20 protein-coding genes and 1 pseudogene are annotated in these 24,778 nt (G+C 74.4%); 12 read left to right on the top strand and 9 right to left on the bottom strand.

The window, feature by feature from the left end:
• Positions 1-7: 7 nt before the first annotated feature.
• Complete coding sequence (locus tag AC07A4_RS37210) at positions 8-97, bottom strand: K(+)-transporting ATPase subunit F (RefSeq protein ID WP_478607814.1); 90 nt, start codon at positions 95-97, stop codon at positions 8-10.
• Positions 98-240: 143 nt separating this feature from the next.
• Positions 241-1,179, bottom strand: coding sequence for an NAD(P)-dependent oxidoreductase (locus AC07A4_RS37205; protein WP_478607812.1), 939 nt, complete (start codon positions 1,177-1,179; stop codon positions 241-243).
• Between the two features lie 163 nt (positions 1,180-1,342).
• On the opposite strand from AC07A4_RS37205, the gene AC07A4_RS37200 reads away from it, so the two are divergent.
• The 6 genes and pseudogenes from AC07A4_RS37200 to AC07A4_RS37175 all read left to right on the top strand — a co-directional run bounded on the left by AC07A4_RS37200 (position 1,343) and on the right by AC07A4_RS37175 (position 11,416).
• A complete protein-coding gene (locus AC07A4_RS37200) occupies positions 1,343-5,362 on the top strand; it encodes a BTAD domain-containing putative transcriptional regulator (RefSeq protein WP_478607809.1) in 4,020 nt (1,339 codons plus the stop codon).
• A gap of 472 nt (positions 5,363-5,834) precedes the next feature.
• The gene (locus AC07A4_RS37195) at positions 5,835-6,284 is read left to right on the top strand and encodes a subtilase-type protease inhibitor (RefSeq protein ID WP_478607807.1); all 450 of its coding nucleotides are present in this window, start codon (positions 5,835-5,837) and stop codon (positions 6,282-6,284) included.
• A gap of 184 nt (positions 6,285-6,468) precedes the next feature.
• Positions 6,469-6,721: pseudogene (locus tag AC07A4_RS37190) on the top strand (cupin); the annotation flags it as partial.
• Between the two features lie 249 nt (positions 6,722-6,970).
• Positions 6,971-7,588, top strand: a complete 618-nt coding sequence (locus tag AC07A4_RS37185; protein WP_478607806.1) for a GNAT family N-acetyltransferase — start codon at positions 6,971-6,973, stop codon at positions 7,586-7,588.
• Between the two features lie 155 nt (positions 7,589-7,743).
• On the top strand, positions 7,744-9,147 hold the full coding sequence (gene lpdA, locus AC07A4_RS37180; protein ID WP_478607804.1) for a dihydrolipoyl dehydrogenase: 1,404 nt from the start codon (positions 7,744-7,746) through the stop codon (positions 9,145-9,147).
• A gap of 124 nt (positions 9,148-9,271) precedes the next feature.
• Positions 9,272-11,416, top strand: a complete 2,145-nt coding sequence (locus tag AC07A4_RS37175) for an MMPL family transporter (protein ID WP_478607802.1) — start codon at positions 9,272-9,274, stop codon at positions 11,414-11,416.
• A gap of 58 nt (positions 11,417-11,474) precedes the next feature.
• Here AC07A4_RS37175 and AC07A4_RS37170 read toward each other — a convergent pair whose 3' ends face one another.
• From AC07A4_RS37170 to AC07A4_RS37160, 3 genes are all read right to left on the bottom strand, one after another.
• A complete protein-coding gene (locus tag AC07A4_RS37170; protein ID WP_478607800.1) occupies positions 11,475-12,731 on the bottom strand; it encodes an MFS transporter in 1,257 nt (418 codons plus the stop codon).
• 38 nt (positions 12,732-12,769) lie between these two features.
• Positions 12,770-13,582: an isocitrate lyase/PEP mutase family protein gene (locus AC07A4_RS37165; protein WP_478607797.1), complete on the bottom strand. Its 813-nt coding sequence runs from the start codon at positions 13,580-13,582 to the stop codon at positions 12,770-12,772.
• Between the two features lie 93 nt (positions 13,583-13,675).
• Complete coding sequence (locus AC07A4_RS37160) at positions 13,676-14,299, bottom strand: hypothetical protein (protein ID WP_478607796.1); 624 nt, start codon at positions 14,297-14,299, stop codon at positions 13,676-13,678.
• A 197-nt stretch (positions 14,300-14,496) separates the two neighbouring features.
• Between AC07A4_RS37160 and AC07A4_RS37155 the strand changes: the two genes are divergently transcribed.
• The 3 genes from AC07A4_RS37155 to AC07A4_RS37145 all read left to right on the top strand — a co-directional run bounded on the left by AC07A4_RS37155 (position 14,497) and on the right by AC07A4_RS37145 (position 17,576).
• Positions 14,497-15,051, top strand: a complete 555-nt coding sequence (locus AC07A4_RS37155; protein ID WP_478607793.1) for a hypothetical protein — start codon at positions 14,497-14,499, stop codon at positions 15,049-15,051.
• A 240-nt stretch (positions 15,052-15,291) separates the two neighbouring features.
• Positions 15,292-15,945 carry a class F sortase gene (locus AC07A4_RS37150; RefSeq protein WP_478607791.1) on the top strand — a complete coding sequence of 218 codons (654 nt, stop codon included), beginning with the start codon at positions 15,292-15,294 and terminating at the stop codon, positions 15,943-15,945.
• Between the two features lie 131 nt (positions 15,946-16,076).
• Positions 16,077-17,576: a serine/threonine-protein kinase gene (locus AC07A4_RS37145; protein ID WP_478607853.1), complete on the top strand. Its 1,500-nt coding sequence runs from the start codon at positions 16,077-16,079 to the stop codon at positions 17,574-17,576.
• Positions 17,577-17,642: 66 nt separating this feature from the next.
• Here the strand turns inward: AC07A4_RS37145 and AC07A4_RS37140 are convergent, their stop codons facing one another.
• Positions 17,643-18,458 carry a peptidoglycan recognition protein family protein gene (locus AC07A4_RS37140; protein WP_478607788.1) on the bottom strand — a complete coding sequence of 272 codons (816 nt, stop codon included), beginning with the start codon at positions 18,456-18,458 and terminating at the stop codon, positions 17,643-17,645.
• Positions 18,459-18,641: 183 nt separating this feature from the next.
• On the opposite strand from AC07A4_RS37140, the gene AC07A4_RS37135 reads away from it, so the two are divergent.
• Together AC07A4_RS37135 and AC07A4_RS37130 are read left to right on the top strand one after the other, a co-directional pair.
• On the top strand, positions 18,642-19,067 hold the full coding sequence (locus AC07A4_RS37135; RefSeq protein WP_478607786.1) for a YciI family protein: 426 nt from the start codon (positions 18,642-18,644) through the stop codon (positions 19,065-19,067).
• Positions 19,064-20,296 carry an RNA polymerase sigma factor gene (locus AC07A4_RS37130; RefSeq protein WP_478607784.1) on the top strand — a complete coding sequence of 411 codons (1,233 nt, stop codon included), beginning with the start codon at positions 19,064-19,066 and terminating at the stop codon, positions 20,294-20,296. The genes AC07A4_RS37135 and AC07A4_RS37130 overlap by 4 nt, the downstream gene beginning before the upstream one ends.
• Here the strand turns inward: AC07A4_RS37130 and AC07A4_RS37125 are convergent.
• The gene (locus AC07A4_RS37125) at positions 20,266-21,219 is read right to left on the bottom strand and encodes a LysR family transcriptional regulator (RefSeq protein WP_478607782.1); all 954 of its coding nucleotides are present in this window, start codon (positions 21,217-21,219) and stop codon (positions 20,266-20,268) included. The genes AC07A4_RS37130 and AC07A4_RS37125 overlap by 31 nt on opposite strands.
• A gap of 331 nt (positions 21,220-21,550) precedes the next feature.
• On the opposite strand from AC07A4_RS37125, the gene AC07A4_RS37120 reads away from it, so the two are divergent.
• Positions 21,551-21,811 (top strand): plasmid mobilization protein, encoded by a 261-nt coding sequence (locus AC07A4_RS37120; RefSeq protein ID WP_478607780.1) that lies wholly within the window; start codon positions 21,551-21,553, stop codon positions 21,809-21,811.
• Between the two features lie 19 nt (positions 21,812-21,830).
• Here AC07A4_RS37120 and asnB read toward each other — a convergent pair whose 3' ends face one another.
• Positions 21,831-23,672: an asparagine synthase (glutamine-hydrolyzing) gene (gene asnB / locus AC07A4_RS37115; RefSeq protein WP_478607777.1), complete on the bottom strand. Its 1,842-nt coding sequence runs from the start codon at positions 23,670-23,672 to the stop codon at positions 21,831-21,833.
• 372 nt (positions 23,673-24,044) lie between these two features.
• Positions 24,045-24,635, bottom strand: a complete 591-nt coding sequence (locus AC07A4_RS37110; RefSeq protein WP_478607774.1) for a TetR/AcrR family transcriptional regulator — start codon at positions 24,633-24,635, stop codon at positions 24,045-24,047.
• Positions 24,636-24,778 lie beyond the last annotated feature (143 nt).

The following is a 24,778-nucleotide window of genomic DNA, read 5'->3' as shown; positions in this document are numbered from 1 at the left end:
GCCGGTGTCAGAACCTCTCCGGGAATCGCCGTGCGAGGACGAGGTACCCGACGAGGCCGAATGCGATCAGGATGCCCACCACGTGCTCCGCGCTCATGCCCTCAACTCCTCCGCTTGCTGGGTGACTTCCCCAACCGAAGCTGGTTTCCCGGGCACCGGACATAGCCCTTGACACTTCCTTTGCAGCTCCCACCAGGACGTTGACACCACCCTGACGACTTGTATACGGACCGGGTGGGGCTACCGCAGGGACTCGATGGCGCGGGCCATGCTCTCGGCTCCGTGGCCCTCGGCCAGCTGCCGCTGGAAGAGGTCGTGCAGCGGGGCGAGGAGGTCGACGCCCACGCCCTGGGCCCGGGTGGCGGTGAGGATGTTGGCGAGGCCGACGGCGTTGATGTCGATGTTGGAGGTCTCGGTGCGGTAGTCGCCCGCGTCGATCTCGGCGGCGAAGGCGGGCAGGGCGGCGAGGGCCTCCTTCAGCCAGCGGACGAGGAGCTCGGTGACCTGGGCCGCCTCGATGCCCGCGGAGCGGCCGACGGCCACCGTCTGGAAGAAGCCCGCGAACATCCCGTACATGCCGCTGAGCAGCGCCACGTCGTGCACCGGCGCGAGCCCGGCGTCGCCGCCGACGAACACCGGGGCGCCGAGCGGCTCCAGGAGCGTCCGGTAGCGGGCGAAGGCGGCCTGGTCGCCGCTGTACAGGATGAAGGCCTCCGGCGTTCCGACGGTCTGCGGGATGGCGTACACCGCGCCGTCGACGTAGCCCGCGCCCCGCTCGGTGACCCAGGTGGCCAGCTCGCGGGCGGGCTCGGGGGTGCCCGAGGTGAGGTTGACGACGACGCGGCCCGCGAGTCCTTCGCCGACGGGCGTGAGCAGGCTGGTGACCGTCGTGTAGTCCAGGACGCAGACGACGATGAGGTCGCTCGCCGCGACGGCGGCGGCCGGGGTGGGCGCCAACGTGGCACCGCGGGCGACGAGTTCGTCCGCTTTGTCCTGCGAGCGGTTCCAGACGGTGACCTTGTGGCCCTGGTCCAGGAAGGTCCGGGCCAGGACCTGGCCGAGGTTGCCGAGGCCGATCACGGTGACGGTCGTGGGGCTGTTCTGGCCGCTCGGGACGCTCGGGGTGGTGGTGCCGCTCTGGCTGGCAGGGCTGGTGGGGCTGATGGGGCTGGTGCTCATGGTCTCGCTCCGGGGTGAGGGCCGGTCGCCGGTCGCTCGCGGCCTGTGGTCCTCACCTTGCGGGCGGGCGCTTTCGGTTCGCTGCCGGTTCGCTGCCGGTTGCCTGCCGGTCCCTTTCGCCTCCCCGACACCCGCGTTCACCAGGCGCGTTAGGGTCGACGGCATGCGATTCGGGGTGCTCGGTCCGCTGCTGGTGGGGACGAGGGACGGAGTGCCCGTCGCCGTGCCCGGTGCCAAGGTCCGCGCGCTGCTCGCCCAGCTGCTTGTGCACCCCGGTCACGCGGTGTCCGCCGAGCGGCTCATCGACGGGCTGTGGGGCGAGGAGCTGCCGGACCACCCCGCCAACGCCCTCCAGGGCAAGGTGTCCCAGCTGCGCCGCGCCCTGGAGCGGGCCGAGCCGGGCGGCAGGGAGCTGGTGACTTCGGGACCCGCGGGGTACGCCCTGCGGGTCGCGCCGGACGCGGTGGACGCGGCGCGGTTCGCGACGGCCCTCGAGCGGGCGCGGGACGCGGCGGCGCCCGGGGAGCGGGCGCGGCTGCTCGCCGGGGCCCTTGAGCTGTGGCGCGGTGACGCGTTCGCCGACTTCGCCGGTGAGCCGTTCGCGCGGGGCGCCGTCGAGCGCCTGGAGGAGGCCCGCCTCACCGCGCGCGAGGAGCTGGCCGAGGCGCGCCTGGAGTCCGGTGAGCACGCGTCGCTGGCCGCGGACCTCGCCGGTCTTGTCGTACGCCATCCGCTGCGGGAGCGGCTGCGGGCCGCGCAGCTGCGGGCGCTGTACCGCTCGGGCAGGCAGACGGAGGCGCTCGCCGCGTACGAGGACCTGCGGCGGCGGCTCGCGGACGAGCTCGGCCTGGCGCCGGGGCCCGAGCTCGCCGCGCTGCACGGGGCGATCCTGCGCCAGGACCCGTCGCTCGACGGACCGCCGCCGGGGCCCGCCGTGGAACCGCCCCGGCCCGAGCGGGCTTCCGCCCCGTCCGGCCCGCGCACCAACCTCCCCTCCCCTGTCTCCGCCCTGGTCGGCCGCGACGACGCCGTGCCCGGGGTGCGCGGGCTCCTGAGCGCCAGCCGCCTGGTGACGCTCACCGGACCGGGCGGCGTGGGCAAGACGCGCCTCGCGGTGGCGGCGGCGGGCGGGCTCGTCGGCGACTTCCCCGACGGGGTGTGGCTCGTCGAGCTCGGCGGGATCGACGCGGGGCGCGGCCAGGACGCGGGCGCCGTCGCCGTCGCCGAGGCCGTGGCCCGGGTGCTCGGCCTGCACGAGGAGCCGGGTCCTGGCGCGCCGCGGGACGCGCTCGTACGGCTGACGCGAGCCGTGCGGGAGCGGCGGCTGCTGCTTGTGCTCGACAACTGCGAGCACCTGGTGGATGCGGTGGCCGCCGCGGCCGCCGCCCTGCTGCGGGACGTGCCGGGCCTGACCGTCCTCGCGACCAGCCAGGAGCCGCTGGACCTGAGCGGTGAGCGGGTGTGGGCGGTGCCGCCGCTGGACCTCGACGGCGCCAGGGAGCTGTTCGCGCAGCGGGCCGGGCTCGCCTCCGGGGCGGCGCTCGGCGCGGACGACGCGGAGGCCGTCGCGGAGCTGTGCGTCCGTCTCGACGGGCTTCCGCTGGCGCTGGAACTGGCCGCCGCGCGCGTACGGACGCTGGGGGTGCACGGCCTGCTGGCCCGCATCGACGACCGGTTCGCGGTGCTCGCCCGCGGTCTGCGCGGGGCCCCGGCCCGCCAGCGCACGCTGCGCGCGGTCATCGACTGGAGCTGGTCGCTCCTGAGCGTGCCCGAGCACACGGTGCTGCGCAGGCTCGCCGTGCACGACGGCTGCGCCCTTGACGCGGCCGAGGCGGTGGGCGCGGGCGGCGCGGTGCCGGGATCCGACGTCCTCGACCTGCTCGCGCGGCTCGTGGACCGCTCGCTCGTGGTGGCCTCCGACCGGCCGGACGGGCCGCGCTACTGCGTCCTTGAGTCCGTACGGGCGTACGGCCTTGAGCGGTTGCGGGCGGCGGGCGAGTCCGAGGAGGTGCGCGACCGGCACAGCGCGCACTACGCCGCGCTCGCCGAGCGCGGCGGCGCGTCGCTGCGCGGGCCGCGGCAGCGGCGGTGGCTGGAACGGCTCGACGAGGAGAGCGGCAATCTGCGCCGGGCCCTGGACACGGCGGTCGAGCGCGGGGCGGTGGCGCGGGCGTTGCGGATGGTGAACGCGCTCGCCTGGTACTGGGTGGTGCGCGGCCGCGCCGCCGAGGCGCGCCGGGCCCTGGACGCGGCCCTCGCACTCGCCCCCGACTCCGCCGGGCTGCCGCCGGACACCGCCGCGGCACGGGCGCTCGCCCTCGCCTGGCGGACCGGCATCGCCCTGCGCGAGGGCGACACGGCCTTCACCGACGCCCTGAACGGCCTGGCCGCGGGCACGTCCGGCAGCACCTCCACCGCCGTGGCCAGCGCCGCCTCCGACGACACGGCCCCCACCGACGCCCTGAACGCCCACACCACAGGCACGTCCGCCAGCACCTCCACCGCCCTGGCCACCGCCACCTCCGACGACACGGCTTCCGCCGACGCCGCGCACACCCCCGCCGCGCACACCACTACCGCCACCTCCGCCAGCACCGCCGCCGCCATGGCCACCGCCACCTCAACCGCCTCCGCCACCAACACCGCCAGCGGCACAGCCCTCACCAACGCCACGCACACCCCTGCCCCGGGCACCGCAACCGCCGCCTGCGGCGGCACCGCCATGGCCACCGCCACTGCCGTCGGCACGTCGACCGCCTCCGGAGCCAGCCCCGCCACCCACACCTCCGGCAACACAGCCTCCACCGACGCCGCGGGCACCCCCGCCCCGGACACCTCCGCCGACACTTCCGGCCGCACCTCCGCCGCCCTCACCGCCAGCGCCTCCACCGGCACGGCCTTCCCCGACGCCCCGGCCGCCGCTACCGCAGGCACCTCCGCCCGCGCCTCCGTCGGCGCTTCCGGCAGCCACTCCGGAGACGCCTCCACCACCTCCCCAGCCGACTCCTCCAGCGACTCGGCCTTCACCAACGCCCCAACCACCCCCGCCGACACCTCCACCGACGCGTTCGCGAACACCTTCGCCGACGCCTGTCCCGGTACCGGCGCGGGCAGCGCCCCCTCCGACATCCCCTCCGTCGCGGGCGAGCACCCCGCGATCCGGGCGGCGCTGGCCGCGTACGAGGGGGTCGACGACCCCTCGGGGTGGGCCACCGCGCTGTGGATCCTCGGCTCGGCGCAGCTCGGCGCGGGTGCGGTGGACGCCGGTGAGCGTCTGGTGAACGAGGCCCTGGAAGCCTTCGCCTCCGTCGGCGACGCCTGGGGCACCGCGGCCGCGCTCAGCGTGCGGGCGCGGCACGCGATGGCGCACGGCGACCTGGCGGCCGTGCGCCACGACAGCGAGCGCAGCGCCCGGATCTTCCGTGAACTCGGGGACGGCTGGGGCCAGTTGCAGACGGTGTTCCCGCTGGCCACGCTCGCCGAGATCGCGGGCGACTACGCCGGGGCCGCGCGGCTGCACCGTGCGGGACTGGCCATCGCGGAGGACCTCGGCCTGTGGGCGGAGGCCTCCAAGCGGCTGTCCGGACTTGGCCGGATCGCGCTGCTGACCGGCGACACCGCGCGGGCCCGCGCCGATCACGGGCGGGCGCTCTCCCTGGCGCGGGACCACGGCTTCCGCTCCGGCGAGGTCGACGCCCTGATCGGGCTCGGCCTCGGGGCGCGCAGGGAGGGCGACCTGGACGGCGCCGAGGGGTACATGCGCGACCTCCTGGAGTGGTTCCGCACGGCCGACTACGGGCCGGGCGTGACCCTCGCCCTGGCCGAGCTGGGGTTCGCGGCGGAGCAGCGCGGCGACCCGGACGCGGCCCGCGCCCTGCACGCGGAGGGCTTCGAGACCGCGCGGGGCCTGGGGGACCCGAGGGCGCTCGCGCTCGCCCTGGAGGGCCTCGCCGGGGCCGAGGCGGCCGCGGGCGCGCACGAGGCCGCCGCGACGCTCCTGGGGGCGGCCACGGCGGCCCGCGCCTCCGTCGGGGCGCCGCTGCCGCCGGGCGAACGGCGGGACGTGGACCGGGCGGAGGCCGCCGCCCGCGCGGGCCTCGGCGAGGGACCGTACACAACCGCGTTCGAGGCGGGACGGCGGCTCAGCCCCTCGCTCGCGCGCCGCGCCGTGGCCGGCCGCTAGCCAGGAGCGGCCCACCCGTACGCCTCTGACCTGCACGAACGTCCATCCTCGCACCGAGGGAACCAGGGGTCGCACGGCCCCGGCTCGACCTCTGGGACCCGCCGAGTAGCCGTTGGCCCCCCGCTGGGTCAAGCACCTCTTTCCGGTCGAAGCCCGCGTCGCGAAAAACGACCAACCGCTCATTCTCCCAGGTCAGATGGTTGTTCTTGGTTATACGACCGAGTCAAACCGGCGCGCCGGGCGCGTGGGGCGGGCCAGCCGGACCGCCCTGAGCTGCCCGAACGTCCATTCGGAGGTCGCTCAGCGGACGCAATCATCCGGAAATCGACCATCCGGTTGCCGCTCACTCAGCGCACTTGCAAGACTCCCGACCGCAATCACCGTTACGGCACGCAACCCGTCCGTAACTCCCAGCAGTACCGGTGCGCAACACCACCCGCGCACCGCCCACCCGCATTGAAGGAGCGTCAAAGTGCGTCACCTCGTCAAGACCGTGAGCACGGCCGTGGCCGTGGCCGCCAGCGTCCTGACCGTCACCGCGGTCACCGCCGGCACGGCCCACGCCGAAGCGCCGAAGCCGACGAGCCTGTTCGCGCCGTCGGACCTGGTGCTCACCGTCGGCCAGGGCGAAGACGCCGCCACGGCGACGGTCCAGCGTGCCGTCACCCTGACCTGTGCGCCCAGGGCCCAGGGCACCCACCCGGCCCCCCGGGCCGCGTGCGCCGAACTCGACGCCGTGGAGGCGCGGTTCGACGCCCTGGTCGACAAGGCGCCGAAGGCCATGTGTACCAAGGAGTGGAACCCTGTCGTCGTCTCCGTGAGCGGCGTCTGGCAGGGCAAGCACGTCGCGTGGACCACCACGTTCGGCAACCCGTGCGTGAAGAACGCGGCGCTCAACGAAGGGGCCCTCCTGAACTTCTGACGCCCCGCTCCCCCAGACCCCTCGGCCACCTTTCGTGGGGGGAGGCAGCCGAGGTACGCGGCCCCCGATGTCCCGAGCATCGGGGGCCGCACAATGTTGTCCGGAAGCAGTCCGGGAACGGCCGGAAGCGGTCCACGACCGTCCGCGAGCCGCCGGGTGCCCGTCCGGCCCCAGGAGGCCCGCCGTGCCCGCGCCCGGCACGTCCCCCGCTCCGCAGGCACCACCCGCCGCCGACGGGCTGCGCGGCGGCACCCCGCACGTCCACCTCGCCGGTACGGAGGGCTTCGCGGTCAGCGGCGGCCGCGGGGCCGTGCAGACCCTCATCGCGGCCGGGTTCCGGCGAGACTCCGCTCGCGCCCGGAGCGCTGGTGCGGTTCACACCGGGCACCGTCCACCGCCTGGTCAACGAGGACGCGTTGGCCCTGCACGTGCTGATCCCGACCGCCTCGCCGACGGCGACCCGACCCACCTCACGCGCGCCCAGGTGCACGCGGAACAACCGGTGGAGCGCGGCCGGTTCGGAATGTGCGGGCGCCTGGACGTGTACTCGGCGCACGGGCACTGACCAGCGGCGCGGCACCCGCACGCGCGGGAAGAGATCGCGGGCGCGGACGGTTGGCGGAAGTCGGGGCACCGACCGCCCCATCCGCGTCTGAAGCCCCCTGCCCCGCGCCGAAGGAGCCCGTATGAGCACCGCTGACCGCGACCCCCTGGACGGCGAGCACGACACCGCCCGCCCTTCCGGTCACGCTCCCGGAGCCGGTGGCGCGGGAGGCGTGGACAGGATCGCCCCCGAGGAGTTCACCACCGAGCGCCTCACCCTTGAACCACTGCGCCCCGCGCACGCCGAGGAGATGGCCGCCGTCCTGTCCGACCCGGCGCTGCACGCGTTCATCGGGGGCGCGCCGGACGACCTGGCCGCCCTGCGCGCCCGGTACGCGCGCGTGCTCGCCGGTGCCCCCGACCCGGCGGTGTCCTGGTGCAACTGGGTCGTCCGCGTGCGCGCCGACGGCCGCGCCGCGGGCACCGTGCAGGCGACCGTCGCCCCGGGCGGCGGCCCCGGTGAGCTGACCGCCGAGGTGGCCTGGGTGGTGGGCACGGCCTGGCAGGGGCGCGGCTTCGCCTCCGAGGCGGCGCGGGCGCTCGTCGCCTGGCTGTTCGGGCACCCGGCCGTGACCTCGGTCGTCGCGCACGTCCACCCCGGCCACGCCGCGTCCGCCGCCGTGGCCCGCGCGGCCGGGCTCGCCGCCACCGCCGAGCGGCAGGATGGCGAGGTCACTTGGCGCCGCCCGCGCCAGGCTTGACCCGGGACGTCCGGACGCCCGGCGTGCGGCCGTAACAAAGGCCACGGCGCCCGGTTGCCGACCCGGGCGGCGCGCCGGGTCCCGGATGACGGATGATCGGGGCAGCCACACCACGCTGCCGCACGCAGCATCGCAACGCAGAGAGGAACCACCCCATGGATGACCGCTTCGACGTCGTCGTGCTCGGAGCTGGACCCGGCGGTTACGTAGCCGCCATCCGCGCCGCCCAGTTGGGCAAGCGGGTCGCGGTCGTGGAGGAGAAGTACTGGGGCGGCGTCTGCCTCAACGTCGGCTGCATCCCGACGAAGGCCCTCCTGCGCAACGCCGAACTGGCGCACCTGTTCACGCACGAGGCCAAGACGTACGGCATCAAGGTCGACGGCGAGGTGTCGTTCGACTACGGCGAGGCGTTCCGGCGCAGCCGCACGGTCGCGGACGGCCGCGTCAAGGGCGTCCACTTCCTGATGAAGAAGAACAAGATCACGGAGTTCGACGGCCGGGGCACCTTCCTGGACGCGAACACCCTCCAGGTCGCGAAGTCCGACGGCACGACCGCCACGATCGGCTTCGACAACTGCATTATCGCCACGGGCGCCACGCCGAAGCTGCTGCCGGGCACCCGCCGCAGCGACCGCGTGGTGACGTACGAGGAGCAGATCCTCGCCGACGAGCTGCCGCGGTCCATCGTGATCGCGGGCGCGGGCGCGATCGGCATCGAGTTCGCGTACGTCCTGCACAACTACGGCGTGAAGGTCACGATCGTCGAGTTCCTGGACCGGATCGCGCCCCTTGAGGACGAGGACGTCTCCAAGGAGCTCGGCAAGCAGTACCGCAAGCTCGGTATCGACGTGCTGACCTCGACGCGTGTGGAGACGATCGACGAGTCGGGCCCGCAGGTCCGCGTCACCGTCACGGGCAAGGACGGCAAGAGCCAGGTCCTCGAGGCCGACAAGGTGCTCCAGGCCATCGGCTTCGCGCCCAACGTCACCGGCTACGGCCTGGAGGCGACGGGCGTGGCGCTCACCGAGCGCGGCGCGATCGACGTCGACGGCCGCTGCCGCACGAGCGTGCCGCACATCTACGCCATCGGCGACGTCACGGCCAAGCTGATGCTCGCCCACACCGCCGAGTCCATGGGCGTGGTGGCGGCCGAGACCATCGGGGACGCCGAGACGATGGAGCTCGACTACCCGATGATCCCGCGCGCCACCTACTCGCAGCCGCAGATCGCGAGCTTCGGCTGGACGGAGGCGCAGGCCAAGGAGAAGGGCTTCGACGTCAAGGTCGCCAAGTTCCCGTTCCAGGCGAACGGCAAGGCGCACGGCCTCGGCGACACGGTCGGCTTCGTCAAGATCATCAGTGACGCGAAGTACGGCGAGATCATCGGCGCCCACCTGATCGGCCCGGACGTCACCGAGCTGCTTCCCGAGCTGACCCTGGCCCAGCAGTGGGACCTCACGGTGCACGAGGTGGCCCGCAACGTCCACGCCCACCCGACGCTCGGTGAGGCCGTCAAGGAAGCCGTGCACGGCCTGGCCGGACACATGATCAACTTCTGATCCCGCGCCCTCTCCCCGCCCCCGGGACCCACCCCGCGGGCCCGCCCCGAGTGGCGGGCCCGCACGCTCCGGCCGATGCTGGGCAGGTGCCTGATGCCTCGGGGGCGAGGAGAGGCAGTGGTCCATGTTCGCTCGACTGGGCAGCTTCGTCGTACGGCGCCCGTGGTGGGTGATCCTCGCCTGGGTGATCGCGGCGGGCGCGGTGATCTCCCTGGCGCCCAAGCTCACCTCCAGTTCGGACGAGGCGAGCTTCCTGCCCGAGCACTATGAGTCCATCCGCGCCTCGGACCTCCAGGAACGGGACTTCCCGCAGCAGCGGAACATCGGCGCGATCATCGTCTTCCAGCGCTCCGACGGCGGCCCCCTGACGGCCGCCGACTCCGCGGCCGTCGTACGGATCTCCAAGGACCTGCAGGCGAGGAAGATCGAGGCCGTCGAGGCGGTCACGCCGGGCGAGGTGTCGCCGAACAAGCGCGTGCAGACGTCCGTCGTCGCCATGCCGAAGGTCACCAACCCCGAGGACACCACTCAGCAGGACGCCGTCAAGGACCTCCGTGACGACCTGAGGCCGGAGCTCAAGGGCACGGACCTGAAGGCGGGCATCACCGGGTCCGCGGCGCAGGCCCTCGACGAGAGCGACGCCTCCGAGCGGGCCGGGCTGCTCGTCGGCGTCGGCACCATCGTGATCATCATCGTGCTGCTTCTCGTGATCTTCCGCAGCCCGATCATCGCGCTGCTGCCCGTCGTGCTCATCGGTCTGATCTCGCCGATGGCGACGGGCCTGATCGCCTCGGCGAACAAGGCCTTCGACCTCAAGGCCGACTCCTCCATCCAGGAGCTCCTCACCGTCGTGCTCTTCGGCGTCGGCACCGACTACATCCTGTTCCTGCTCTTCCGCTACCGGGAGGCGCTGCGGGCGGGCGAGGACCCCAAGGGCGGCATGGTGCACACCGTGGAGCGGGTCGGCGAGGCGATCGCGTCGGCGGCGGGCGCCGTCATCGTCGCGTTCGCCGCGCTGACGCTGTCCTCGCTCGGCATGCTGCGCTCGATGGGCCCGGCCCTCGCGATCGCCGTGTTCCTCACGCTGCTCGCCGGGCTCACGCTGGTGCCCGCCGTGGTGTCGCTGCTCGGTACGAAGGTCTTCTGGCCCTCGAAGTCCTGGCAGCGGGAGCCGCACGGCACGGGCTTCGCGAAGCTCGGCGCGGGAATCGCCCGCAAGCCCGCGGTGTGGACGGTCGTCTCCGCGCTGTTCATGGGCGCCCTCGCGCTCGGCGCGCTCGGCTACAAGGCGAACTTCGACCTCGCCGGGTCCTCGCTGCCCAAGGACAAGGAGTCCATCGTCTGGCAGGACAACCTGGAGAAGGGCTTCCCCGCGGGCACCACCGACCCCACGTTCGTGTATCTGACCTCGACGGGCGACGAGCCGCTCGCCTCCGGTCAACCCGCCTCCTTCCAGAAGCAGTTGGAGTCCGTCAAGGGAGTGGGCTCGGTGGCGCCGCCGCGCGTCAGCGACGACGGCAGGACCGCCGCGTACTCGGTGGTCCTGTCCGATCCGCCCGCCTCCGACAAGGCCCTCGCGACCGTCAAGGACCGGCTGCGGCCCGCCGCTCACGACGACGCGCCCGCCGGAACCCGGGCCCTGGTCGGCGGCACGACGGCGGTGTACGTCGACATCAACAAGGCGGTGGACCGCGACTACTCGGTCGTCTTCCCGGTGGCGGCGCTCGCCATCATGGTGATCCTGGGGCTGCTCCTGCGCAGCCTGGTCGCGCCCTGGTACCTGATGCTGTCGGTCGCGCTCGGCTTCGGCGCGACGCTCGGCGCGACGTCGCTCCTCTTCCAGCGGATCGGCAGCCAGCCGGGCCTGATGTTCATGCTGCCCGTGATCATGTACTTGTTCGTGGTCGCGCTCGGCACGGACTACAACATCCTCATGGTGTCGCGGCTGCGCGAGGAGGCCCGCGAGGGCCGCGACCCGCACGACGCGGCGGGCACGGCGGTGCGCCACTCGGGGCCGACGATCGGCTCGGCGGGCGTGATCCTCGCGGGCACCTTCGCGACGCTGATGCTCGCGGGCAACTCGACGCTGTCCCAGATGGGTTTCTCGCTGTCCTTCGGCATCGCGATCGCCGCGTTCGTCATGGCGATGCTGTTCACGCCCGCGCTTACTGCCCTGATCGGGCACGCGGCGTGGTGGCCGGGGCACGGGGACGCGGTGCGGCCCCCGCCTGGGGAGGACGAAAGGGGTGCCCAGGAAGCGCGCCGTTGATCGGCCTTCGGCCTCGTCCTCAAACGCCGGACGGGCTGGATTTGGCTCGTCCAGCCGCTCAGGCTCGGGCCCGTCCGATGCCGGTCATGGTGGCGCTCACGGCCACCGCCACGACGCACGCCCCCACCGCCAGGCACACGGCCCGGACGCCCCAGGCCCCGGTCGCCGCCGTGACGGCGGCCGCTCCCAGCGGGCCGAGCGCCTTGTGGATCGTCCAGAAGGAGGCGGTGACGCGGCCCAGGAGGTGACTGGGCGTCACTTCCTGGCGCAGGGACAGGGAGTTGATGCCCGCGACGCCGGTGCAGAACCGGAGCACGGCGGCGAGCACCGCCACCACGGCCACGCTGCCCGTGAGGCCGAGACAGGCCACCGCCAGGCCCGCGAGCACATGGACGCCGATCCAGCTCACCCCGAATCCGAGGCGCTCGCGCATCCGGTGCACGGCGAAGGACGCGACGAGGGTGCCGACCATCGCGGCGGCGAGGACGGAGCCGACGGAGCTGTCGCCGTGTCCGAGGCCCTGCTTCACCTGGTAGACGATCACGTCGGTCAGGCCGTTGGTGAGGAACGTGACAAGGGCGAGCAGCACCGTCAGCGGCCGCAGCACCGGATGCGCCCACAGGAACCGCGCCCCGGCGAGGAACTCCCGGCGCACGCTCCTTCGTTCGGGCGTGGCGCCCGGGCTCTCGCCGGTCGCCCGGACGCGTACGAAGAGGATGCCGACCGCTGTCACCGCGAACGTGGCGGCGTCGATGCCGAGGGCGGCCGCGGGTCCGAGCACGGCCGCGATGGCCCCGGCGAGCATCGGCCCGGCGGCGCTCGCGACGGCGTACGTACCGAACAGGTGGCTGTTGGCCTTCAGGACGCGGTCGGGCCCCACGATGCCGGGCACCACCGTCACGAACGTCACCTCGAAGAGCATCGAGAAGACCGCGGCGATGGGCACGACCGTGTAGAGCAGCCACAGCGGCGTCGCGAACAGCCACACCAGCGGCACCGAACCGAACAGCACGCAGCGCGCCACGTCGGTGAGGACGAGCAGTCGGCGCCGGTCCACGCGGTCGGCGACGACGCCCGCGAACAGTCCGGTGACGATCGAGGCGAGTCCGGTGAGACCGGTGATCAGGCCCATCTGCGCCACCGATCCCGTCTGGTGCAGGACCAGCAGCGGGATCGCCACGTACGAGAAGGAGTCGCCGAGTGCGGACAGGCCCTGGAGGGTGAGGAAGAGGCGGTAGTTGGGGTCGCGCCACAGGGTGCCGGAGGCGGGCCGCGCAGCCGTCGGCTCACGCCGTGCCCCGCTCCGCCCCGCCATCCCCCGTACTCCCCTCCGCGCCCGCCGCCGGACCCCAACTACCGCCCTGGCTCGGGCACATGACCCTCGAACGCACTCACGAGATCTTGTGCTTCAGCGTACGACAGGACGCCAGCGGGGCCTCTCGTGCCGCGCACAAGCCCCTGGGCCACGTCCACGGCCTGCTGCACCGCCGCGCGGAACAGCAGGGAGCCCGTGCTCACCCGGCGCACGCCGAGTGCGGCGAGGCGTTCGGGCGTCGGTCCTTCGGGCGCGTACAGCACGTTCAGCGGCACGTCGAGACAGGCGGCGAGGGCGGCGATGGCGGCCTCGTCCCGTACGCCCGGCACGAAGACGCCGTCCGCTCCCGCGCGCTGGTAGGCGGCGGCGCGGCGCTCGGCCTCGGGTGCGCCCCCGGCGTCGAGCCAGTAGGCGTCCGTGCGCGCGTTGACGAACAGCTCGGGCACGGCGTCCTTCGCCGCGCGCAGCAGCGCGACGTGTTCGTCCACGGCGGCGAGGCGCCCGTCCGGGCGGCCGTCCTCGATGTTCACGCCGACGACACCCGCGGCGGCGAGCTCGCGCACGAGCGCCGCGACCTCCCCGGGCCGCTCGCTGAAGCCGCCCTCGATGTCGACGGTGATCAAAGCGGGCAGGCGGGTGAGGCCGCGGGCGAGGCGCAGGGTCTCCTCGCGCGCGGCACCGGTGGCGTCCGCCTTGCCCGCGGCGGCGGCCACGCCGAGGCTCGTCGTGCCGATCGCGGGGAATCCGGCGCGGGCGAGGGCGGCGGCGGACGCGTGGTCCCAGGCGTTGGGCAGCACCAGCGGGGAGCCCGCGCGGTGCAGGGCGCGGAAGGCTTCGTGGCGATCACTCATGCGGCGCACTCTGCCAGAGGGGTCTGACAGCGGACGGCTGCCCCGGCCCGCCTGGCCCGCCTGGCCCGCCGAGACCGCCGGAGCCGCCCGGGTTCAGCGCTGCCAGAGGAAAGCGGCCTCGCGGCAGCCCCCGCACGTGAACACGTAACCGATGCCGCCGCCCCCGAAGTTGGCGGACGTATAGAAGTCGTAGCCTTCCTCCAGCTGGGCCGCGAACGTCATGGGCGCGGCGCAGCCCGGGCAGTCCGGGGTCTCGTCGCCCTGGATCCACGCGGGTTCCCCGCCGAGCTGGCCCTGCACGAGGAGCGCGGCCTCGTCGTCGTCCGGCCAGGCGTCGAGCGCCTCGGGGTAGCCGTCGGCGGCGACCTTCTCGGCGCGCAGCGCGCTGACCGCGCCGAGCCGGGTCTCCCCCGTGGCGGGTACGGCGGCCGGGGCGAGCTCCTGGCCGGTGAGGAGATAGGCGCGGTTGGCGCCGCCCGTGGCGTCCCAGTCGTCGCACATGCCGGGGTCGTTCTGGCACAGGAACACCGCCACGACGTCCCCGGGAGCCTCAGGGTCTCCGGAGTCCAGCGGCAGGTGCAGCAGGAACAGCAGCGCGCCGTCGCACTCCCGGCAGGCGGGCCACACGAACCCGGGCGGCACGAGCGGCACCCCGCCCGTGCGGGGCCCGGGCGCCTCGGCACCCGTCTCACCCGCGTACATCAGCAACGTCGTCACGACGTCACCCTACGGCCCGCCCCGCTCCCGCGGTCCCGGCCCCCGCCCGGGCCCCGGGCGCCCTGATCGGACGCCAACAGGAACCTGACAGTTTCCTCATAACTCCGCGACAGGCTGGCGAGCGTGCCCGGCGGGTGCTTGGTGTCCGCCTCCCCGCCGGGCCGTCCCTACGTACGAGCCGGATCGGAGACCCCACCATGTCCCACCCCTCCCGCACACGCTCCGCGCGCGCCGCGGCCGTCCTGGCCGCGGTGACTTTCGGGGTGCTCGCCGCGCCGTCCGCCCTGGCGCACGCGACGGAGTCGACGCCCAAGCCGAAGGCGACGACCACCGACTCCACGCCGACGCCCGCGCCCTCGGTGTCCGACTCCAAGGACGACGTCGCCAAGAAGCGGGCCGTGAAGGACCTCGCGAAGTCCCCGAAGGTGCAGGCGCCGCGCGGCGGTGTGGCGGCGGGCGACAAGCCCGTCGTCAAGGATCTCGCGAAGCCGCAGGCGCCTCGCGGCGGTGTCTCGGCGGGCGACAAGCCCGTCGTCAAGGAAGGCCCGAAGCCCGTGTCCAAGGAGGACGCCGACGCGAAGGCCCGCGTGCGCTCCGCCCCGAAGGGCGGCGTCGCCGCGGGCGAGCGCCCGGGAGCGGGCGGGGGCGACAACACCGCCGTCCTCGTCGGCTCGGCGACGGGCATCGCCCTGGTCGCGGGCGCGAGCACGCTGGTCCTGCGCCGCCGCTCCATCGGCCGCGCCCAGGGCTGACCCGAAGGGCCCCGAAAAGCCCACAGAGGCTCACAAAGGCCTGCAAAGAGCAGCAAAGAGCTGCAACGGCCCCTTGAGGCCCTGAAAGACACCCGACCGGCTCCGGCCGATCCCGGCAGATCCGGGCCGGAGCCGGTCGGTCCCGACCGCCCGCACCCGCCGCGCGCGCCGCGCGTTCGGCCCTGCCCCGCGCGGTGGCGCCGTCCCCTTCGGACGGCGCCGCCGCGCCACGGAGTCCTGATGCCCACGACGTCACCGTCGCCCGCGCGACACCACCGGCACGTCATCGGCGCCGCGGCGCTCGCCGTCCTCTGCGCGGCCGCGAGCGGCTGTTCGTCCGCCGGTGGAGCCCGGACCTCCGGCCCCGCCGAGAAGCCCGCGTCCCCCGCGGCGAAGGCGGCCGGAGCCCCGCGCACGCCCGCCGGCGGCGGCGCGGCGCGGAGCGGGCCCGCCGCGCCCGTGCGGGTGGCGATCCCCTCGATCGGCGTGAGCGGCCCGCTGATGCGGCTCGGCCTGAACCCGGACCGCACGGTCGAGGTGCCGCCCGCGGAGAAGGGCATGACGGCGGGCTGGTACACCGGAGCCGCCGTGCCCGGCAAGCGCGGGGCGGCCGTCATCATCGGACACAACGAAACACGCTTCGGCAAGGCCGTCTTCCAGGATCTGAAGAAGGTGCGCGTGGGCGCCGACGTCGCCGTGCGGGACGCCCGCGGCAAGACCGTCCACTTCCGCGTCACCGGCACCGAGACGGTCTCCAAGAAGGCCTTCCCGACCGACCGGGTCTACGGCGAGACCAACGGCAGGGACCTGCGCCTGGTCACCTGCGACGGCGCGTACGACGCGCAGGGGCACCCGGTGGACAACCTCATCGTGTACGCGACCGCGAAGCGGTAGCTGAAGCTCCGCACCCCACCCAGGTTTCGATGCCCCAGGCAACCGCGATGACCAGCGCCCCGGGCCCGCCGAGGGCGCGGGTAGGCTACGTGCACGAATCTGTTCATTTGTGCGAAGTGGGGAAGTCGACGGTGTCCGATCTGGGGCGGCTCGTGGCCGGCCGCTACCGCCTCGTCGAGCGCGTGGGCCGGGGCGGCATGGGCACCGTGTGGCGGGCCGATGACGAGCTGCTCCAGCGCCCGGTCGCGGTGAAGAAGCTGCACGTACCGCCGCATCTGGACGACGACGAGATCCAGACGCTCCACGAGCGCACCCGCCGCGAGGCCCGCAGCGCCGCCCGCATCACCCACCCGCACGTGATCGTCGTCCACGACGTCGTGGACGACGAGGGCCTGCCGTGCATCGTCATGGAGTACGTCCCCTCGCGCACCCTGGGCGACCTCCTCAGGGACCGCGGCGCCCTGCCGCCCGGCGAGGCCGCCGAGATCGCCCTGGCCACGGCGGCCGCGCTGCGCGCCGCGCACGACGCGGGCGTCCTGCACCGGGACGTCAAGCCCGCCAACGTCCTGCTCGGGCACGACGGGCGGATCGTGCTCACCGACTTCGGCATCGCCGTGGAGAGCGGCACCCCCTCCCTGACCAGGACCGGCGAGCTGGTCGGCTCCGTGCAGTACCTGGCGCCCGAGCGGCTGCGCAGCGCCGACCCCGGCCCCGCCTGCGACCTGTGGTCGCTCGGCGTGACGCTGTACCAGGCGGTGGAGGGCCGCCATCCGTTCGCGCGGGACAGCGCGATGGAGACGGCCTACGCCGTCGCCACCGAACCGCACGAGCCCGCCCGCGCGGCCGGGGCGCTCACTCCCGTGATCGAGGGGCTGCTCGTCAAGGACCCCGGGCGCCGCATGGACGCGCACGAGGCCGAGCGCCTGCTGCGCCGGGCCGCGGAGTCGGGCACCGCCGTCCTGGACCCGGCCACGCGCCCCGCGCCCGTGCCCGCCGCGCGCACCGCGCGTCCCGCGCCAGGGCGCGGCCGCCGCGCGGCCCTGTGGTGCGGGTCTGCCGCCGCCGTCGCGGGCCTGGTGACGGGCGGGGTGCTGCTGTGGCCCGAGAGCGGCGGCACCGGCGCCCGGACCTCAGGACCAGGACCTTCGGACCGCGAGCCCTCCTCCCGCGCCTCCGTGCCGCCGCTGCCGTCCGGCTACCACTTGGCGAAGCAGGAGGGCGGCCTGTCCCTGCCCGTGCCGGACGGCTGGAAGCGCAAGGACCTGCCGGGCGGCGACATCGCGTACCTCGATCCGTCCGGGCTCGTCGGCCTGCGGGTCAACGTCGCCGAGTTCGCCGGTTCCGACCCGGTGGAGCACTGGCGCAAGACCGAGGAGGCGCAGACCCGCCGCGACAACCCGGGCTACGAGCGGGTGCGGATGACCTCCACGACCTTCCGCGGCACGCCCGCCGGGTACTGGGAGTTCACGTTCGACGGCAGGGCGCGCGCGTACCGCGCGGTGGAGATGGCGTTCGCCGACGGCGACGGCACCCAGTACGTCGTCTACCTCTCGGCCCCCAACGCCGAGTGGAAGCGGCACCGGCCGGTCTTCGACACGGCCGTGAAGGGCATTCACCTCAACGAGTCGTGACGGGCGCGCGCCGGGGCGGCGAACCCGCAGTCGGCCGACGGGGAAGCCGCAGAACCAGCGGAGCGCTCAGCGCCCCCGCGCCGCCTGCGCCCGCGCCTCGGTCCTGCCCTGGAGGCGGGCCGCCCGCTCCCGGATCGCGGGCAGCTCGGCCCGCAGCGCGGCGCCCGGACAGTTCGTGGTGTAGCCGTCGGTGTGCCCGGCCACGGCGTCGAACTCGGCGCGGGTGCCCACGGGGAACCGGCTGAGGCTGTTGCTGGACACCAGGTGCGCGCGCAGCCGCGGGTCGACGTCCGTGAGGCCGAGCTTCCACGCCGTGAGCGCGGCGATGGCCGCCACCATCGGCTCCGGCACCGGGGTGCCCGCGGTGAACGTGCCGAGCGCGGCGACGCCCGCCGTGCGGTGGTTGAAACCCTGGGTGTGGGCGCCGACGACGGGCCGTTCGACGCCGCCCGCGCGGCCCTCGTAGATCGTGCCGCAGCGGTCCACGAGGAAGTTGTAGCCGATGTCGTCGAAGAGCCGGGCGCCGGTCTGGCCCGCCGCGAGCGCCCGGATGATGCGGGGCGCGTCGGCGCAGTCGTACGTGTTGGGCGAGTCCGTGTGGTGCACGAAGACGGCGATCACCGGGCCGCCGTAGCGCACGGGCGGCCTGCTCTCCCCGGTCTCCCCCAGCCAGCGGGCCCGCGGCACGATGGGCGGCCGCGCGGCCCGGTGCACGGCGCCCGCGGCCGTGGCGCGCGGCCGCGCGTCCCGCTCGGCCGCGCGCTCGACGCCCACGGCGCACAGCGTGAGCGCGCCGACGGCGGCGAGCCCGGGCACGCACATGAGGGCCGCGCGCCCGGCACGCGGCCATCGCCCCGCCACCGTCTCCCGCAAGGCACGCATGCCTCCCACTGTCCCGACCGCCGCCCCGGCGCGCGCGTGGGGTGCGCCAGTCGGGGTACGCCCGCCGGTTCCGGGCGGCCGCGGAAAAAAACTTCCCGGGGGCTGTCGAGAACGAGTCGCCCGCTCCGACGTCCCCTGTGAGAGTTGCCCATGAGGGGTGACACCGCGGTCAAGGAGTGCGACATGAAGTATCTGGTGATGGTGCAGGGCGCGCAGGCCGACTACGACGCCATGAGCGGCAAGGCCTCCGCGCACAGCCCGGCGTGGAGCGAGAAGGAGCTCCAGGCGATGTTCGCCTTCATGAGCGCCGTGAACGACGACCTCGCCGAGTCCGGCGAGATGATCGACGGGCAGGGGCTCGCGGAGCCCGCGCGGACCCGCCTGGTCGGGCTGGACGAGAACGGCCGCCCGGTGATCACCGACGGTCCTTACGGCGAGACCAAGGAGGTCCTCGCCGGGTACTGGCTCCTGGAGTGCGAGAGCCTGGAGCGCGTCACGGAGATCGCCGCGCGGATCGCCGCGTGCCCGATCCCCGAGGGCGCCCCGAACCCGCCGGTCGTCATCCGGCAGGTCCAGGACGGCGGCGGGGGCGACGTGAGTCCCGCGTGAGTCCCGCGCACGGCGTCGAGGGCCTGCTGCGCCACCACGCGCCGCAGGTCCTCGGCGCGCTGGTGCGGCGCTACGGCCACTTCGACGAGGCCGAGGACGCCGTGCAGGAGGCGCTGCTCGCCGCCGCGGGCCAGTGGCCCGAGCAGGGCGTGCCGGACAATCCGCGCGGCTGGCTGATCAGGGTCGCGTCGCGCCGCCTGGTGGACCGGCTGCGCGCCGACGACGCGCGCAGGCGGCGCGAGGAGACCGCGGCCCGGCTCGCGCCCCGCGACGCCCTGACCGCTCCCCCGCCCGGCGAAAGCCGCGCCCCCGCCGAGGACGACACGCTGACGCTGCTGTTCCTGGCGTGCGATCCGGCGCTGACCCCGGCCGCGCAGATCGCGCTGACGCTGCGGGCCGTCGGCGGTCTGACCACCGCCGAGATCGCCCGGGCGCACCTGGTGCCGGAGGCGACCATCGCCCAGCGCGTGAGCCGCGCCAAACAGCGGATACGGGGCGTTCCCTTCCGGCAGCCGGGCCCCGCCGACCGCGACCAGCGGCTCGCGGCCGTCCTCCAGGTGCTCTACCTCATCTTCAACGAGGGCTATACGGCGACGTCGGGCGCCGCCCTGCACCGCGCCGACCTCGCCCGGGAGGCGATCCGGCTGACCCGCGCCGTGCGGCGGCTGCTGCCGGGCGCGGGCGCGGTGACGGGCCTGCTCGCGCTGATGCTGCTCACCGACGCCCGCAGCGCCGCCCGCACCGGGCCGCACGGCGAGCTGGTCCCGCTCGACGAGCAGGACCGCACCCGCTGGGACGCGGCCGCGATCGCCGAGGGCACCGCCCTGGTGGAGGAGGCGCTGCGCCAGGGCCCCGCGGGCGCCTACCAGGTGCAGGCCGCGATCGCCGCGCTGCACGACGAGGCGGCCAGGGCCGAGGACACCGACTGGCCGCAGATCCTGGCCCTGTACGACGTCCTCGTGCGCCGCGCCCCGGAGCCGATGGCGCGGCTCGGCCGGGCCGTGGCCGTCGCCATGGTGCACGGCCCGCGCGCGGGGCTCGCCGAACTGGCCGATCTGGAGGACGGGCTGGCGGGCCACCACCGGCTCGAAGCGGTGCGCGCGCACCTCCTGGAGAAGGCGGGCGACATCGAAGGGGCCCGCGCCGCCTACCGCGCGGCGGCGCACCACACCCTCAGCCGCCCCGAGGCCCGCTACCTTCAGACGCGCGCGGCGCGGCTCGCGCCCTGAGCGCGCGCCGACTGCGCCGGGAGCGCGCCCACGCCGCCGGAGCGGCAGTCGGCCGCCACCGTGTCCGCGAAGGTGCGGGCCAGCGGGCTGAGCGCGTCCCAGCGGCGCACGGCCCAGCCCACGGACAGCGCGGGCAGCTCCGGCACCGGGATCAGCCGCAGCCCCGGCGGGCCCGTCCGGCGCCAGCCCGGCAGCCGGGGCACGATGGCCTGCCCGACGCCGAGTTCGGTGAGCAGCAGCGCCGTGTCCCAGTCCGCGACGCTGGTGTGCCCCTCGGGGCGCAGGCCCGTCTCGGCCAGGGCGGCGTCCAGCTGCGAGCGGGAGCTGGAGACCTCCGGCGGCCGGATCAGCTGGACGGCGGCCAGGTCCGCGAGGTCGATGTGCCGCTTCGCGGCGAGCGGGTCGCCGCAGGGCACGGCGAGCACCCACTCCAGCTCGGCGACGGGCCGCTGCTCGATGCCGCGCACCGGCTCGCCGATGGTGATCCAGGCCAGGTCCAGGTCGTCGGCGGCCAGCGCGTCGAAGCAGGCCCGGCTTGAGCTCGCCGTCTGGAACTCCAGGGCCACCTGCGGGAACCGCTCCCGGAAGCCGACGATCGCCTCGGCCATGAAGTGCCGTACGGTCGTGGCGCCGGTGGTGATGCGCACCGCGCCGCTCTCCCCGCGCACGAGGTCGCGCAGGCGGCGCAGGGCGAGGTCGATGCCCCCGATGCCGTCGGAGGCGGCGGCGTGCAGGATGCGGCCCGCGGAGGTGGGGACGACACCGCGCGCGTGCCGCTCCAGGAGGCTGACGGCGAGTTCCTTCTCCAGGCGTTTGACGTGCTGGCTCACCGCCGACTGCGTACAGGACAGGTCACGGGCGACCGCGCTGAGGCTGCCGGCGCGGCATACGGCGATGAAAACACGGAGGTCGTCGAGCGTCACGGCACCGAAGCTAGGGCCATCCCGCCCTCGGTGCCACAGCCGGGGGCGGGCGGCCGGGGGCGCCGCCCCGGCGCGGGCGTGTAGCGCGGATCACACCTAAGCGGAGCGCCGCCGGGGAACGCACCCTCGTATTTCACCGTTGAACAAGATGAGGGTCCCGACCGCGATTCCCCCGTCCGGCCGGGGCCCTCACCTCGCTCTCGCGCCCCAGGGATCATTCACCGGCGCACCGGCGCCCGATCACCGCCACCGCTTCGCGCGCGCTCCACCCCTTCGAGCGGAATATGCCATGCGCCCCGCGCCGGACTGGACAGGACGCCATCATGCGTCCATGGACGGTGCCAAGCCTGTGCAGGTCTTGTTCCCACCCGACGAGTACGACGCCGTACTGCGGCACGCCGACCGTCTCGGTCTCACGGTCGCGGAGTTCATACGCCGCGCCGCCACCGGACACGTCCGGCGGGGCGCCGAGCCGCGGGGGCCAGGCCCGGTCCGCCGGAGCGTGACGGTGCCGCCGGTGCGCCGCCGCCCGGACGCCGCACCGGCCCCCGCGCTCCAGCGCTTCCTCGACACGCTGGCGACGGGCCCCTGAGCGCACCCGCCGAAGGGGCTCAGGCCGCCGAGACCTCCGGCTTGTACAGGTCGAACCAGACCGCGAGGTCGAGGGCGCGCTCCAGGCCGCGCCGCGAGGCCTGCCGGATCTGCGGGGCGTCCCGGTGGGCGAGCCGCCGCAGGGCCTCGCGGTCGACGAGGTCGAAGACCGGGTGCGCGGGGCTCGCGAGCAGGTCCTTGGCGTGCTCCTGGAGCGCGAAGGCGTACTTCGGGTCCTGCGTGGACGGATACGGGCTCTTCACGCGGTCGTACACCGACTTCGGCAGCCGGTCGGCGGCGGCCTCCCGCAGCAGCGACTTCTCCCGGCCGTCGAAGGACTTCAGGGCCCACGGCGCGTTGTACACGTAGCTGACGAGCCGGTGGTCGCAGAACGGCACGCGCACCTCCAGGCCGACGGCCATGCTGGCGCGGTCCTTGCGGTCGAGCAGCACGCGCACGAAGCGCGTCAGGTACTGATGGCTGATCGTGCGCATGCGGTACTCGAAGTCGCTCTCGCCGTCGAGGCGTTCGACGGCGGCCACGGCCGTGGCGTGGCTGTCGCCGACGTACGCCTTGAGGTCCAGGGCGTCCAGGACGTCACGGCGCAGGACGCCCGTCTCGTCGCCGAGGGTCTCGGCGTGCCGCACGAGCCAGGGGAAGGTGCCTCCCCGCCTGGCCTCCTCGTCGAAGAACTGGAGGTAGCCGCCGAACACCTCGTCCGCCGACTCCCCGGACAGGGCGACCGTGGAGTGCTCGCGGATCGCCCGGAAGAGCAGGTACAGCGAGGCGTCCATGTCGCCGAAGCCGACGGGCATGTCGCGCGCGGTGAGCATCTTCGCGCGCACCTCGGGGTCGGCGAGCGACTGGGCGTCGAGCACGATGTCACGGTGGTCGGTGCCCGCGAGCCGCGCCACGTCATGGGCGTACGGGGAGTCCGGCGTCCCGCGCAGCTCGTCGGCCACGAAGTGGTCGCTCTGCCCGGCGAAGTCCACGGAGAAGCTGCGCAGCGTCTCGCCCGCGCCCTTCAGCTGGTGGGCGGCGAGCGCCGAGAGCGCCGACGAGTCGAGCCCTCCGGAGAGCAGCACACAGCGCGGCACGTCGGCGACGAGCTGGCGGCGCACGATGTCGTCGAGCAGGGAGCGCACGGTCGCCACCGACTCCTCACGGCCGTGGGTGTGCGGCTGGGTCTCCAGGCGCCAGTACGTGCGGGTGCGCGCCCCCTCGCGGTCCACGGTGACGACGGTGCCGGGTTCGACCTCGCGCATGCCGTCCCACACGGCGTGCCCCGGGGTCTTCACGAAGGCGAACACCTCGCGCAGCCCGTCGACGGTGACGCGGGCGCGGGCCAGCGGGTTGGCGAGGATCGCCTTCGGCTCGGAGCCGAACAGCACCCCGTCGGGCGTCAGGTGGTAGTAGAAGGGCTTGATGCCCATCCGGTCGCGGACCATGACGAGCCGCCCGCTGCGGGCGTCCCACACGGCGAAGGCGTACATCCCGTTCAGCCGCTCGGCGACGTCCTCGCCCCACTGGAGGTAGCCGCGCAGCACGACCTCGGTGTCGGAGTCGGTCGTGAACGCGTGGCCGAGCGCGGCAAGTTCGGCGCGCAGCTCGGTGAAGTTGTAGGTCTCGCCGGAGTACACGAGCGCCACCGTGCCGCCGGGCGTCGCCGCGGTCATGGGCTGCCGCCCGCCGGGCAGGTCGATGATCGCCAGGCGCCGGTGGCCCAGGGCGGCCGGGCCCTGTACCCAGGTGCCGCGGTCGTCGGGGCCGCGGCAGGCCATCGTCTCCGTCATCGCGTCCAGGACCGGGCGCCGGGTGGCCAGGTCACGGTCGAACGAGATCCAGCCGGTGATGCCGCACATTCGGGTTCCTCCCGCGAAGTAGTCGCGTCTCAGCGAAGCAGTCGCAGCTCAGCGAAGTAGTCGCACCTCTGCGAAGTAGATGTATCTAGCATCTACATCGCCAGACTCCGCCTCGGACCGCATACGGTCAACGCGCCCGTAACCCCGCGAACCCGCCCGACCCACAGGTTTCGGCCGCACCGGGCCGAAGGTCAAGAAGTCACCATGGCCGCCGAGACCGCCCGCGCCGCGACGGGGGCGGCCCACACCCCGGCCGCCCCCAGACCGGAAGGTCGGATTCCGGCCATCCGTAAAGCTTTGCTCAACACATGTGCACATCCGCCCCAAGGGAACGCGGCGCCCGGGCGGGCGCGCGCGACGCCGGAGCGGGGGTCACTCGGGCGTGAGGCACGCCTGTACGGCGGGCGCGTACCGGTCGGTGATCTCGGCTATCGCCGTCGCCCGCAGGTGCGGGCCGCGCGCGATGCCGTACATCACGCCGAGCCCGAGGAGCATCCCCACGGCGAGCTCGGCGCGCAGCCCCGCGTCAGGCCCTGAGAGCCGCTCGCCGAGCCTGCGCACCACCTGCGTACGGAAGTTGGCGCGCAGGACGTAGCCGTGCTCGCGGTGCAGCGGGGCGAAGACGATGCGCAGGATGGGGTCGGCGCCCTGCTCGGCCTGGCTGGTGAGCAGGTGGTGGACCATGTGGCGGCCGAGCTCCGCCAGCGGGGCGTCGAGGACCGCGGCGGCATCCGTCTCGAAGGACATGATCTGCGCGAACAGCGCGTCCTTGCTGCCGAAGTACTTCAGGACCAGGGGCGGGCTCACCCCCGCCCGCTCGGCGACCGCCTTGAGGGTGATGTCCGCGTGCGCGTGGCGCGCCAGCAGATGCCGGGCGGCGCGCACGATGGCGGCCTTGGTCGCCTGGGCGTCGCGGCGCGCGGCGCCCGGCACGTCCGGCGGCCGCGGGGTGGAGCTGGCCATGGCCTCACTTTCCGTCAGCGTCCGCCCCGTTCGGCGGTCAGGTCCGAGCGTATGGCGTCACATGCCGCACGGGCCACGGCCGACCGGACCCCGCACAACCGTCCCGGCAGCCGTCGCACCGCCGGATGTCGGAAACTCCCGGA

Source organism: Streptomyces sp. NPDC043996 (assembly GCF_056435225.1).
This window is presented reverse-complemented; position numbering and strand designations above follow the sequence as displayed.

What these genes read in the sequence shown, in the direction of transcription:
- AC07A4_RS37155 (WP_478607793.1), top strand. Translation starts at nt 14,497, where the DNA reads ATGTCCCACCCCTCCCGCACACGCTCCGCGCGCGCCGCGGCCGTCCTG.
- AC07A4_RS37175 (WP_478607802.1), top strand. Translation starts at nt 9,272, where the DNA reads ATGTTCGCTCGACTGGGCAGCTTCGTCGTACGGCGCCCGTGGTGGGTG.
- AC07A4_RS37170 (WP_478607800.1), bottom strand. Translation starts at nt 12,731, where the DNA reads ATGGCGGGGCGGAGCGGGGCACGGCGTGAGCCGACGGCTGCGCGGCCC.
- AC07A4_RS37150 (WP_478607791.1), top strand. Translation starts at nt 15,292, where the DNA reads ATGCCCACGACGTCACCGTCGCCCGCGCGACACCACCGGCACGTCATC.
- asnB (WP_478607777.1), bottom strand. Translation starts at nt 23,672, where the DNA reads ATGTGCGGCATCACCGGCTGGATCTCGTTCGACCGTGACCTGGCCACC.
- AC07A4_RS37185 (WP_478607806.1), top strand. Translation starts at nt 6,971, where the DNA reads ATGAGCACCGCTGACCGCGACCCCCTGGACGGCGAGCACGACACCGCC.
- lpdA (WP_478607804.1), top strand. Translation starts at nt 7,744, where the DNA reads ATGGATGACCGCTTCGACGTCGTCGTGCTCGGAGCTGGACCCGGCGGT.
- AC07A4_RS37165 (WP_478607797.1), bottom strand. Translation starts at nt 13,582, where the DNA reads ATGAGTGATCGCCACGAAGCCTTCCGCGCCCTGCACCGCGCGGGCTCC.
- AC07A4_RS37110 (WP_478607774.1), bottom strand. Translation starts at nt 24,635, where the DNA reads ATGGCCAGCTCCACCCCGCGGCCGCCGGACGTGCCGGGCGCCGCGCGC.
- AC07A4_RS37210 (WP_478607814.1), bottom strand. Translation starts at nt 97, where the DNA reads ATGAGCGCGGAGCACGTGGTGGGCATCCTGATCGCATTCGGCCTCGTC.
- AC07A4_RS37140 (WP_478607788.1), bottom strand. Translation starts at nt 18,458, where the DNA reads ATGCGTGCCTTGCGGGAGACGGTGGCGGGGCGATGGCCGCGTGCCGGG.
- AC07A4_RS37205 (WP_478607812.1), bottom strand. Translation starts at nt 1,179, where the DNA reads ATGAGCACCAGCCCCATCAGCCCCACCAGCCCTGCCAGCCAGAGCGGC.
- AC07A4_RS37120 (WP_478607780.1), top strand. Translation starts at nt 21,551, where the DNA reads ATGGACGGTGCCAAGCCTGTGCAGGTCTTGTTCCCACCCGACGAGTAC.
- AC07A4_RS37200 (WP_478607809.1), top strand. Translation starts at nt 1,343, where the DNA reads ATGCGATTCGGGGTGCTCGGTCCGCTGCTGGTGGGGACGAGGGACGGA.
- AC07A4_RS37135 (WP_478607786.1), top strand. Translation starts at nt 18,642, where the DNA reads ATGAAGTATCTGGTGATGGTGCAGGGCGCGCAGGCCGACTACGACGCC.